This window comes from Bacillota bacterium, assembly GCA_012842395.1.
Lineage (GTDB): Bacteria > Bacillota > SHA-98 > UBA4971 > UBA4971 > UBA6256.
The window spans coordinates 149359-162071 of sequence record DUSX01000009.1 but is presented as its reverse complement, the minus strand read 5'-3'; the positions used below and the strand labels follow the sequence as shown (position 1 = coordinate 162071).

At 64.0% G+C, this 12713-nt stretch carries 8 protein-coding genes; 2 read left to right on the top strand and 6 right to left on the bottom strand.

The genetic code is table 11. The features are described from left to right. Positions 1–124 precede the first annotated feature (124 nt). The 3 genes from GX515_04180 to GX515_04170 all read right to left on the bottom strand — a co-directional run bounded on the left by GX515_04180 (position 125) and on the right by GX515_04170 (position 3092). Positions 125–1027 carry a nucleoside phosphorylase gene (locus GX515_04180; protein ID HHY32214.1) on the bottom strand — a complete coding sequence of 301 codons (903 nt, stop codon included), beginning with the start codon at positions 1025–1027 and terminating at the stop codon, positions 125–127. Positions 1028–1375: 348 nt separating this feature from the next. Next, positions 1376–2605 carry a phosphopentomutase gene (locus tag GX515_04175; protein HHY32213.1) on the bottom strand — a complete coding sequence of 410 codons (1230 nt, stop codon included), beginning with the start codon at positions 2603–2605 and terminating at the stop codon, positions 1376–1378. A gap of 82 nt (positions 2606–2687) precedes the next feature. Further along, the gene (locus tag GX515_04170) at positions 2688–3092 is read right to left on the bottom strand and encodes a hypothetical protein (GenBank protein ID HHY32212.1); all 405 of its coding nucleotides are present in this window, start codon (positions 3090–3092) and stop codon (positions 2688–2690) included. 361 nt (positions 3093–3453) lie between these two features. On the opposite strand from GX515_04170, the gene GX515_04165 reads away from it, so the two are divergent. Next, complete coding sequence (locus GX515_04165) at positions 3454–4323, top strand: phosphatase PAP2 family protein (GenBank protein ID HHY32211.1); 870 nt, start codon at positions 3454–3456, stop codon at positions 4321–4323. 740 nt (positions 4324–5063) lie between these two features. After that, positions 5064–6275 (top strand): PLP-dependent aminotransferase family protein, encoded by a 1212-nt coding sequence (locus GX515_04160; protein ID HHY32210.1) that lies wholly within the window; start codon positions 5064–5066, stop codon positions 6273–6275. A 130-nt stretch (positions 6276–6405) separates the two neighbouring features. Here the strand turns inward: GX515_04160 and GX515_04155 are convergent, their stop codons facing one another. The 3 genes from GX515_04155 to GX515_04145 all read right to left on the bottom strand — a co-directional run bounded on the left by GX515_04155 (position 6406) and on the right by GX515_04145 (position 12554). After that, complete coding sequence (locus tag GX515_04155; GenBank protein ID HHY32209.1) at positions 6406–9249, bottom strand: DEAD/DEAH box helicase; 2844 nt, start codon at positions 9247–9249, stop codon at positions 6406–6408. Positions 9250–9952: 703 nt separating this feature from the next. Further along, positions 9953–10465: a DUF2284 domain-containing protein gene (locus tag GX515_04150; protein ID HHY32208.1), complete on the bottom strand. Its 513-nt coding sequence runs from the start codon at positions 10463–10465 to the stop codon at positions 9953–9955. Positions 10466–10973: 508 nt separating this feature from the next. Then, on the bottom strand, positions 10974–12554 hold the full coding sequence (locus GX515_04145; GenBank protein HHY32207.1) for a DUF3794 domain-containing protein: 1581 nt from the start codon (positions 12552–12554) through the stop codon (positions 10974–10976). Positions 12555–12713: the final 159 nt, after the last annotated feature.

Genomic DNA, 12713 nt, shown 5'->3' with positions numbered 1-12713 from the left:
CTTGCGATCATATGCTGCGGCAGGCCGTCCCGGATACCGCGGGTACTTCGGATACCGTCGCAGGCCCGGAGGGCCACCATGAGGCACTCCTGCGCCGCCCGCACGACCCATGCCATGACTAGGGTCAATCTCCGGCTTTCGCGCTCCTATCCTGGTCTTCGAGGGCGATCCGTTTCATGGCCTCGAGCGCGATGGAGATGATCATGTCCTCGCCGCGCAGGAAATCCTCATCTGTGGCGTGGTTGGCAATGGGTATCGATACCTTGCCGGCCGACTTGATCACTTTGGTCTTCGGCCCGCCATCCATGACGAACAACGCGCCGCATCGGAACCGTCGGTAGTGCCCAAGGATGAACACTGTGTCGCTCTCCATTTCGACACATATGACCCCCGCGTCCACCAGCATCTTGTTGAACTCCGGGTTTGGCGGAGCGTAGAAAGCGTCTCCGGCGGACACTACGCCGATGTGGATGCGCGCCCCGAGCTCACGAGCGACGTCATAAAGCGTGCGGGTCACAAAAAAGTCGGCCACCGCAGGGAAGGGCCCGGGGAGGAACTTGTACGAGGTCCCCCCGTCGCGATACGTTGCCGTGGCGATCGCGATATCCCCCACGCCGATGTTATCCTGAAGCCCGCCGGCCGAGCCGACCCGGATGAACGTGTCCGCCCCCATCCTGCCTAGCTCCTCCATGGCGATAGCCACCTGGGGCCCGCCCATCCCCGTGGAACACACGGTCATCCGCACGCCACCATAATAGCCGGTATGAACGAACATCCCCCTCGTGGCGCTTACTTGCCTGACGTCTTCCAGCCGCTCGGCGATCTTTCTGCCGCGAATGTGGTCGCCCGGAATGAAACAATAACGCGCGATGTCCTCGTCCCGGGCCTTGATGTGGTGTTGGGTGTACTCCGGCCCGCCCACGTTCAGCACTTCGAGCTTGAGCTCGGGCTTCCCACGGCCACAAGCTGTCCCTGCCATCATCTCTCCTCCCCTTTCCCCATCTCGCGCACCTAAGTATGGCGCCATAAGTCTTCGTCCTCTTTCTTGGCGGCGTCAGGGTTGCCGGTGCTTGCACGAGGGGGCGTGGAGAATTCGGCCATCTCACGCGCCGAATTCGAACGAGGCGCGCCGCAAGCGCGCCGTCCCCGGAGGTCAACACCGATAGCCATAGGCAGGACCCCTCCGCCGAAAAGTAGCGCGAACTTCTGGTGACATACTTAGACTTCGAGCTCGGCCTTCGTGCCGCATGACTCAAGCACGCGAGCCCAGAGCCCGGCCATGCGCAATGCGGACCCAAGGCCCACCTCCCCGAGGGTCTTGCCATCAATGGCCCCTCAAAGGACCTGCTCCGAAAGGCCCTCCAAGAGGTGCACCTCAAGAGACGCACCTGGTGCAAATCGCCTTGAAGCTGTCTCCCGCGAGGTCTCCTGCGGGCACGCCCAGCCAGTCCGCGACCGTGCGACCGAGATCTGCAAACGTGTGACGCGTGCTGAGGAACGCGCCCGCCCGCACCGCGCTCCCGTACACGAGCAGCGGGACGTACTCACGCGAATGGTCCGTGCTCGGCGTGGTGGGGTCACACCCGTGATCGGCGGTGATGACGAGCACGTCGCCTTCGTGGAGCACGCCCGCAAGGTCCTCCATCATGCGGTCGAGCTCGGCGAGAGCCCTTCCGTAACCGTGGACATCGTTGCGATGTCCCCAGAGCATGTCGAAGTCTATGCAGTTCGCGAATATGAGCCCCCGGCCGCGCTCGGCGGCAAAGCGGATCACCGCTTTCATGGTGTCCTCGTTGTTACCGGTGTGGTCCGACCTCGTGAGGCCCCGGAAGGCGAAGATGTCCTCGATCTTGCCGACCCCGATGACATCCATCCCGGCCTCTTTCACGCAATCTAACACGGTGCGGCGCGGAGGCTCGATGGAAAAGTCCTTGCGGCGCTCGGTCCTCGTGAAGTTGCCCGGCGTCCCCACGAAAGGCCGCGCGATCACCCGTCCCACGCCGTGCTCTCCCACGAGAATGGACCTGGCGATCTTGCACATTTCGTAGAGCCGCTCAACCGGGATCACATCCTCGTGCGCGGCGATCTGGAACACGCTGTCGGCGGACGTATACACGATGGGGAACCCCGTTCTCATGTGCTCCTCGCCAAGCTCCTTGATGATCTCCGTGCCCGAAGCGGGCTTGTTACCGAGGACCTTCGTGCCGATCGCCTTTTCGAAGGCGTCGATGACCTCTCGCGGAAACCCGTGCGGATACACGGGAAACGGTCGGTCCAGCACCACGCCGGCGATCTCCCAATGGCCGGTGGTAGTGTCCTTTCCGGCGGACCTCTCAGCCATGCGCCCGTATGCGGCGAGCGGGGCCGGCACGGCAGGCACCCCCGCGAGCGGCTCCCCGAAGGCTTCTACGAGATTACCGAGGCCGAGACGCCCCAAGAAGGGCATGTCGAGCCCTCCCACCGCTTTCGCGGTGTTACGAAGCGTGTCGCTCCCGCTGTCCCCGTACGCGGCGGCGTCCGGCAGCGCTCCCATGCCGACGCTGTCCATTACGATGAGTATGACCCTGTCTACCGGTGCGGTCCTAACAATATCGCCTCTTCCCATGCCTCTTCCCACGTGGTACATGCCTCCATTATCCGAATGTCCAAAGATGCCCGGCTCGGGGGGCAATGCGCTCTCTCATCTTTCACCCTTCATCTTTGCGGGCGGCGGCGAGCACGGTGATGACGACCTTGGCGCCGTCCCTCACGCCTCTTAGGAGCTTCGGAATCTCCGCCCCGCCTTCGAGCCTTCCGAAAACGTTCACGGGGCTTGCGGGACGGATCTCATTGCCTCGGCTCACAGGCGTGGGCCCGAAGAATATGCAGAAAGCCCGGCCGGGCGGCCAGTAACCGAGGTCGCCGGCCTCCACGACGGCCTTCGCGTTCTCTTCCGAAAGCCTCACGGGAATCTCGAAGTAGATCTCGTCGCCCCATCTATTCGCAAGCCCGGTGATGGGAAGCGCGCCCCAGATAGCGTCGGCAGTGCGCGTCTCGTTGAGGACCGCCACCGCCTTGACGTCTCCAGCCGTTATTGAAATCCTCCTCGACATAACCTTCCCACCTTTCCGTCGTACATTTGTGGTTTCGCCCCGTCAGGCCAAATCCCTCCTAGGTCTAGGTGCACCCGGATGGCTCCCAGGTGGCGGTGCGTCAGCCCCCGCCCGTCACAAGGGTACCAGGGTTGCGCGGGTCGGCGCCGCTGGTGGCGCGGCGGGTTTGATGCGCCTCGTTTGTTGTGCGCAGGAAGATCTCGGTTGCCGGCGAAACTTACGATGTGGACCCGCGGGGCCGGCGGGGCTGGCGGAGCCGGCTCGGCTCGGCTTGATTCGGGAAGGCCGAAACGCGGGCACGGTTGGTGGCAGGCGGAGCCGGTCGCAAAGGCATGGCCTGATGCGGATGGAGGTGGCAGGTGTGAGCCAGGTGGACATCATACGGGCGGTGCAATCCGTGGCAAACCCCGTGCTCGACGTGGTTTTCGGCGCCATCACTATGTTGGGCGCCGAGGGTTTCTTCGTGGCGATGGTGGCGGTGCTTTTCTGGACGGTGTCAAAGCGGCTCGCCGTGAGGACGGGAGTGCTCCTCATCCTGTCGTCGTTCGTGAATTCCGAGCTCAAAGACCTCTTCCGGATGCCCCGCCCGTCTCCCGAGGACGTGCGCGTCATAATGCCTGAGACGGGCGGAGGATACGGGTTCCCGAGCGGTCATGCACAAGCGTCGACGGTGTTTTGGGGCTATCTCGCTCATACCATCCGAAAGCGCTGGTTCACCGCCGTCGCTATCGTGCTCGTTTTCCTCATAGGCCTCTCCAGGATATACCTGGGGGTCCACTTTCCCGGCGACGTAGTCGGCGGCTTCTTGTTCGGCGGGATCATCCTCGCAGCGTACATCTGGGTCACCGGCCGCCCAGAGCTCGGCGCGGTCTCTTCCGCGCGCACCTGGTTGCTCGTCATTGTGGTCGCTGCGGCCCCGTTCGCTCTGCTCCTCGTTTACAGGTCACCCGAAGCGTTCAAGATGGTTGGATTCCTGGCGGGCGTCGGTGCGGGTTACGTGCTTGAGGAGAGGTTCGTGCGCTCAGAGGAGCGCGCGCCCATCGCCACTCAGGTCGCGAAGGTGGTCATCGGCCTCGGGGGAGTCTTCGCGCTCCGCGCGGGGCTCAAGGCGCTCTTTGCTCCTGAGCCGGTGGTGCTCTCTCTCGTGCGGTATGCGGCGATGGCCGTGTGGGCGAGCCTGGGCGCGCCTTTCGTATTCGCCCGGGTGCTCGGCATCCCCCGGGAGCCGTGAAAGATAGGGGCTTGAAGATTGCGCCCCGCGCCCCAAGCCCTTTTGTGTCCAGAAGACCAGATCGGGCCAGACCGGGCATTGAGCCCACATAGGGACTCGGATTCCGGACTCTGCGGTGTTTTGGTAAAGGCGGGAGGCACGGGCATAGGCACGGGCACGGGGACGGGGACGGGGAGTGGGACTGGGAGTGGGGGTGGAAGTGGGAGTGGGAGTCGGACGGGCATGGACAGGGGCAGGAGCGGGAGCGGGAGCAGGAGAGGAAAACGGGCAGGAAATCGCGCAGGCGGCGCGAATACAAGTCACTGCGCGCAAATACTGGTCTGCCTAGGAGCAAAGCCACGCCCCGCGTCTGCCGGGCTCCAGCGTCAGCAGGCGCGAGGGGCTGGTTCGGTGTCATGCCGTGACGTAGGGAACAGGGGGGCAGCAAGCATTACGCACATCGCGCTTCGCCTCGCACGCGCGATGCGCGGAACACATAAGGGGCGGAACAGTGATGCACATCACTGGACGGCTCTCAATGATGACGCAAGGAACGGCTGGGGAAGGACCCGCCACACGCGTCACCCGCCCCGCCTCGACGAGTGACGTAGGAGATGTAGGAAACGCTTTGTGAAGAACCCGTGATGTGGGGAATGGGTGAGGCCGCAAAGATGATGTGCGGCACCAGTCGGCCGCCAGGCAGGCGGGCCGGCGGGCAGATAGGCGGGTAACATGAACGAAAACTCGAGGAGGGTCCTGAGATGCAAAGCACGTTCGCCTCGCGCGCACGAAAGGTCCAGCGCTCCGAGCTTGCGGCTCTCTTCGCGCTAGCGGAAGAGCCTGCGGTGATATCGTTCGCGGGCGGCTTTCCCGACCCCGAGTGGTTCCTGCCGGAGATCATCGACATAAGCGAGGAGATAATGCGCACGAACCGCGGGGTTGCTCTCCAGTACGGCCCGACGCCCGGTTTCACGGCGCTCCGCGAGTTCATGGCGGCGCGGCTCACCCGTCAGGGGATGAAGTGCAGCGCAGCTGACGTCCTCATAACGAGCGGCTCGCTCCAGGGCCTGGACCTTGTTTGCAAGGTCTTCCTCGAGCCAGGCGACGTGGTGCTCACCGAGGCTCCCACATACATTGGGGCTCTCCAGACGTTCGCAGGCTACGAAGTGGACATCGTAAGCGTCCCGGTAGACGCCGAGGGCATGAGGATCGATGAGCTCGAGTCGCTGCTCGCGGACGTGCGCGCAGGCAAGCGGGCAGGCGGCCGCATGCCGAAGTTCATCTACACGATTCCATCGTTCCAGAACCCATCGGGGTGCACCCTGAGCCTCGAAAGGCGGCGGGCCCTTCTCAGCGTCGCGTCCAGGTTCGGCGTTCCTGTGGTGGAAGATCACGCGTACGCCGAACTGCGGTACGACGGAGAGGATATCCCCTCTCTGAAGGCCCTCGACGAAGACGACATCGTCGTCCACCTCGGGACATTCTCCAAGATCTTCTCGCCCGGCCTTCGCCTGGGCTGGATGGTCGGCCCAAGGCTGGTCATGGAGAAGGCTATCCTCTTCAAGCAAGGCACAGACCAGTGCTCCAACTCGCTGGGCCAGATGATGGCGCTCGAATACGGGAAGCGGGGTCTCATAGAGAAGCAGATAGAAGTCACCATCGCGAGCCTCCGGAGGAAGAAGGACGAGACACTGAAGGCTCTCCGCACGTGCTTTGGCGACAGCATAACCTATACCATTCCCCAGGGCGGATTCTACACATGGGTGACATTCCCTGAGGGCGTCGACACGGTGGCGCTTCTGCCGCGCGCTGTCAAGGAATACCGCGTCGCCTACGTTGCAGGCCCGTCGTTCTATGCCGATCGCTCCGGCGGGAACCAGGCCCGCCTTTGCTTCAGCCAGCCGAGGGTGGACCAGATCGAGGAGGGCATCCGTCGGTTGCACGAGTGTCTTAGCGCGCGCCTCGCGCAGTAGACCAACTGAACCAGCGACGCAGTATCAGACTCCTTCGGCGTGAAAAGGAATCCTTGTCCGGGTCCACCGTATTTGAGCCCACGCGGCACAAGAAACAGCGCAAGAAGTCGGGCGGCGCTGCCGTCCGCGCTCACCATCTCGGTCCTCGCCATGGCCCGTTGCCCTGGCGCCCGTTCCCGTTCGTGCCGCCGATGCGGCCGAAGTTGGCCAGCTCGCGACGCAGCCGCGCCTCGATGCTCGCAGGCAAGCGGCGCACAGGAATGGGAATAGGCTCACCGGCATCGGACTCGCCGGCGCCCGGGTCGCCTGGGGCGCCGTCAAGTCTCGACCTGCCCGGCCCCGGCTCCGGCCCCGACCGCTGCCACGGGTGTGAGCGCTGCCATGGCTGCCACGGGTGGCGTGCCGGCCGCCCTTGGCCTCCGGCCTGAAACGGCCCGGAACCAAGCCGGGGCCCGCCGGTCTCGCCGGCTCCGTCCCCCTCGGCCTCACGTGTTTCTGTCGATGCCACAGAAGGCCCGGAAGCCTCGTGCCAGCCCGTCGCCTCTCGCCCCGGCACGACCGAGACTGCGGCAGGCCGCTCCACCGGCTTGGGCGTGTATGGCTCCATTTCCAGCAGATCGTGGAGGATGATGAGAGCGGCCTCCTTGTCCGGAACGCGGCCGCGCGGCGACAGATCGGGGTCGTTCTGTGCAAAGGGCGGAACCGGCGCCCCAACGCAGGACGGGCAGCCGTCCTCGCACTTGCACGCCTTCACGAGCTCCAGGCACGCCCTCAGCACGTCCTCAAGCGACCTGTACGCGCGCTCGGCGAATCCCACCCCGCCGGGATAGCGGTCGTACACAAACAGCGTCGGCGAGCCTGTATTGAGCGAGTCCACGACCGCCCCCACGTCCCTCGGGTCGCACATGGCGTAAAGCGGCACGACCTCCGTGATGACGTTGCCGATCCCGTAGAGCCCCTCGGATGGGTCCCTGCCCCATTTGCGCACCAGATTGAGCGTGGAGATCGGCGGCACCAGCCAAAAGGCGACGGTCCCCATGACCTGCGGCGGGAGGCTCACCTTCCCGAAACCGATGCTCTCCCGGCCGTGAAACTTGATCTTCTTGAACATGTACACGAGCGAGGTCACCGTGACGTCGCCGAACGCCGCGGTCGCCTGATGAAACGCCTTGTTCTCCTGCTCGTTCTCGATTTTCACCGTCGACTCAGAGATGGACTGCGTGAAGTAGTCGACGTCAGCCTTCTCCACAAAGGCGACCTTCTTCTCCACGTCGAGCTCTGATACGAAGTAGGTCTCCCCGTCGTGCAAATAGATCGCCTCTGGGTGGATTTGCTCGAAAGCCGAAGGCTCGTCCATGGTGCCGATCACGCGGTTCGCCGAGGTGTCCTTCACCGAAGGCGGGCGGCGGTCACGTCCCGCCCAGGCCGCCGTCCCCGCCGGGTCCTGCGTCGTATCCACTATGGTGTAGGTGTTGTCGGACGCGGTGCGCAGCTTGACCGCCTCCGACGGATAGGACGGGCAAGACCAGTACCACCTGTTCCCGCGCCTTACGACCTCCCGATGGTCCTCGAGGATCTCGAGGATGGCGGGCATGTACTCACCGAACCGTGCGACGTCCTTCGCCCCCAGGGGCAGCTCGAAAGCTGCGCAACGCAAGTGTCTCGCGAGAATGTACGGGTTATGAGGGTCAATTGCCGCTCCCTCGGTAGCGCGCCCGAAAAAGTACTCGGGATGGCTCATGAGATACTGGTCTATCGGGGTGGACTGGCCGATGAGCACCACGAGAGCCTCCTCCCGCCCCCGCCCCGCCCTTCCGGCCTGCTGCCAGGTGCTTGCAATCGTGCCAGGATAGCCCGTGAGAATAGCCGCGTCAAGGCTGCCGATGTCGATACCGAGCTCAAGGGCGTTCGTGGACGTGACCGCGACGAGTTCGCCCGAGAAGAGGCGTCGCTCTATCTCCCGCCGCTCTTCGGGGAGATAGCCCGCGCGGTAGGGCTTGATGGCGCGTGCCAGCGACGGGCTTATTTGCTGGAGGCGCTCCTGCGCGAACCTGTAGATCAGCTCAGCCACCACGCGCGCCTTCACGAAGGCGATGGTCTGCACCCTGTTCCGGACGAGTTCGACCAACAACCTTTCCGCCTCGACGCTCGAGCTTCCTCGCTCCACCCGCGCCGCGTCCACGAACGGAGGGTTCCAGAACACGAATTTCTTGGGTCCGCGCGGTGCGCCGTCGTCATCGATGAGCGTGACGGGGCGGTCTATGAGCTTCTCCGCAAGCTCTCTCGGATTTGCGATCGTCGCCGAGCAGCAGATGAACTGCGGCCTCGAACCGTAGTGTTCACAGATGCGCTCGAGGCGCCGGATGACGCACGCGACGTTGGAGCCAAAGACACCCCTATAGGTGTGCATCTCGTCGATGACCACAAAGGCGAGGTTCGCGAAGAACGGGCCCCACGACGGGTGGCGTGGCAGGATGCCCTGATGCAGCATGTCAGGGTTCGTGAGTATGATGTTCCCCTCGTCGCGCAGCTTGCGCCTGGCGTTGGGCGGCGTGTCGCCATCGTACGTGCCTGCCACGATCGGCATATCAGGATCGATCTCGCGGTAGCGGAGGAGGCCCCGGAGCTGGTCTTGAGCGAGCGCCTTCGTTGGAAACAGGTAGAGCGCTTTCACCCCAGGGTCCACAGCAAGCCTCTCGAGGACAGGCGCGTTGTAGCAAAGGGTCTTGCCGCTCGCCGTGGCCGTCACGATGGCGACGTCATGCCCTTCCCGGATCGCAGCTATAGCTTGGGCCTGATGCGTGTAGAGCCGTTCGATGCCTGCCTTTGCCAGGATCCCGGCCACGCGCGGGTGAAGCGGCGGGACAAGCTCGCCGTAACGCGCCTCCCGCGCGGGGATGTCCTCGACGTGCACGATTTGGCCCCGGTACTCCGGGGCAAGCTTCAGCCGCTCTATGAATCTTGCCGCGTCCATGTCCTTTGCCGCGCGACCTCACGGCACGGCGGGTGGCAGGCTCCCTGCCTGCTGGTGCGTTCGGTGCGTTGCCCCCTGTCCCATCCCGCTGCCGTCAGTTCGCCGCTCCTTCCGCTCCCTGTTCTTCCTCTAAGTTCAAGTGAGGATGCGTGACGCTGTTGATGTTTCCCACACTACAGCAACACGGCTCACCTGAGTCGCGCAAGACGGTCGGCGTGCCCGGCCGAACTGGTAGGTACTCAGGAAGTTCAACAGTTTCATGCGTCAGTCGTTGCCCCACTTCCAGTAGTTGCCTGGTGGCCGGTATCGCACTCGGGGACGGCGCCTCGAGCGGGCCTCGCTCCGCCAAAACCCGACCTGTGAGGCCAGTAGACGGAGTCTCACACCCATCGTGCAACCGCTGGCAGCCCCTCCCAATAGTCGGAAAGTCGGAAGGATTTCCGCACGAGACTGTTGAACTTCCCCAGTAACTGCCAATCTGCGCGGCCCCGGCGACGGCTTCGTGGGCTTCAACTGGGCCGAGGCGACATAACGTGGGGAGAGTTCAACGCTCTCCTGCGCCCCCACTTAAGCCCTTCGTAGGCCCTTCGTTCGTAGGTCCTTCGTTCGGATGGATGCCGCCCGGCCATGTTTCCATCGCCGCCTGGCCGCGTTGCGGCCCGGCCGTGTTGCGACGGTAGCTCGCCTTCCGTCCGCGTTATACCTATTCGATCATTACAAGCGAATACCAGTTCTGCTGCTGGCTTTCGTCGGCGAGCGTCTCTATCGGAAGCCCCTGCCTTCGCGCGGTGGCGTATACATCGATCCCCATACCCTGCATAGCCGGACGCGCCTTGTCCGGGAAGCGGCAGGGCTTGTCCTCCGGGAGGCTGCACTCGGCACACAGACCGCAATCACTCATGCTGAACGCGAAATAGTACCCATCCACGTACGCCCGGCTCTCCACGGCGAAGGAGATCCTTTGGGATGAGTCCTTGTCGTGCGTGTGGATGAGCAGGGCGCGCCTGTAGCGCGACAATACCTGCTCGGCCTCCCATGGCTTCAGCGCCCCAGGGGCTGACGGGCACACCCAGCATTTCCCCCAGGTGGAACAGCCGTACATGCACTTAAGGTAGGTCCTGGGGTCGAACACTATGTCCCGTGCATCGATCACAAGGGCGTCAACGGCACCTAGGCTCCTTGCTAGCTCAGCGTATTTCGCGTATTTGTCCTCCAATTCTGTCCCCTTCCCCCGCGTAGCGTTTCCTTGCTGCACCATTCCAATGATCTCCCACAAGGTTGTTGGCGGGCCCAAGGCGGCCTAGTGTTAGTTCGACAACGCGACCCGGCTGTCCTGCCGCCGCCCTGCTGGTTACTGCAACACGCAGGTACCCGCGCATATGCGGCATTCCGTGGGCTGGCAACGGTCTCCGTTGGAAGGGTGCTTTCATCGTGGACTCCTGCACGGCACGATTGGAGCTGCCCCCGACGACCGAGAGGGTCCGCGCGCCGGTGCTGGACTGGGCGGGACGGGAACCGCCCTCTCCCCGCTCGATCCCCCTCCGCTCCCGGGTCGGCGCCGCGCTCGCGGCACGCGCGCCCCGCACGCGCGCGCCGCACGCAGGCATGGGTGATCCTCAGCCATCGAAGTTCCCTCGCGGCGGACGGCGTATGGGCAATCCTCAGCCTTCGCATTCTCCTCGCGGACAGCGGCGGAGACTCACCGCGACCGCGCCGCGCTCGACTCATGGGATAACCAGCGTGTCTCCGACCTCGATGCGGTCAGGGTCCGGGATCGCGTTTGCTTGCGTGAGCGCCGCAACGGTTGTGCCGTACCGCCGGGCTATCTGGTATAGCGTCTCGCCCACTTGCACTACGTGCACGCGGCCCGACGTAGGTCCCTGCTCACCCGCGCTCGCGGTTGTCGGGTCGTTCACGCCCACCACGGCCGAGACCGTGTCGATCCGCGTGACCATCGCCCAGCCGCGCAGGCCTACTCTCACGTTTACGGCGCGTGCCTCAACGGGGACGGCCACGACCCTTGTGACGTCCACGTCGCACACGGCGTAGTATGCGGGCACAGCGCCCGGCACGCGTAGTGTCAGCGAGAAGGGCACCGTCTGGACGGTTGCGAACACCCTCTGGGACGGAAGATCCGAATAAAGCACAGTGATCCGTAAGGTGCCCTCGACCAGCACCACTCCGTCCAAGACCGTGACCCTTGTAACACGGGCTCGTGCCAACGGCTGGATCACGCGACCAACCGCGGGCAGCTCGGCCGGCACGACGATCCGCACGGGAATCGTGGAGCTGTCTTCCACCTGGCCGACGATCTCTTCCACAAGGAAATCCCGTCGCACAGCCACCAGCGGTCCCGGCAGGTTGTCGATGGCCGTGACGAGCGTGAGGTCTTTATCCACAGTGACGACCACAGACACGTGGAGCACAGCCCTCACTCGGAGCGTGCGCGCGTTCACGATCTCTGCGTCAGCCGTCTCGACCCGCACAGAGGCCAGCGCAAACATCCCGGGTTGCACACCCGGCAGGCTCACGATGGTGCTGAAGCTCAAGGCGCCGTCGACCGAGAAAACGGGCTGCCCGGCGCTTATGGCCACGTAAAGGACGCGCACGGACACGGTCCCGTTCACCACCACTTTGTCCCTCAGGACCTGGGCGGTGCTTACCGACGCCGCGGCGTCCGTTCGGATGATCTGGGACGCGCCCGGCTTGTCAGGCGGTATCGATATCGTCCCGGTCACAACGGTTTCAGACTCTCCCTGCAGCACAGCGCGCTCCACGGTAACCACGCGTCGTTTCACCACAGGGGTCACAGGAACCGCCACCGTCGGGATCACGATCGTGGGGGGCACACCGATCACTATCTCGCTTATCTCCTCCCTCAACACCCGCACGCGCAGAGATACCAACACATTCACGTCGACCGTCCTTGGATCGACGAGCCGCGATGTTGCAAAGACGTTCGTCACACGCACCTCGGGGATCATGCCCGTGAAAACCCCAGGCACGCTTACGCTTCCGAATAGGGGCAACGTGCCCTCAAAGGCATGCACGGGCTGCGACGGCGCAGTGGAGACGTAGAGGATATTCACGTTCACGTTACCTTGCACCACCACTGCCCCAGGGATCACGCTCACCTGAGAAATAGTCACTTGTGCCTGGGTATCGAGGATCGACGCGATGTCCGGTTTCGGAGCCGGCACGACGAGGCGACCGCTCGCCACGACGCTCGTCGTGACGTCGGCCACGACAACCTCGACCTTGACCTTTCGCCTGGGAAAACCGGTTACGGTCACATCTGAAGACACCTTGTTCCCTCCCTCCTACTAGCAACTTTACCAGGATATGATATGCCGCAGCGGTGTTCCGCGCTAACGCCGCCGCCAAGCCGCTGCGGTTGGCAGCTGCCGGGGAGGTGCAGAGGTACAGAGGTGCAGAGGTGCAGCGACCTTTGCGACGAGTTGCCG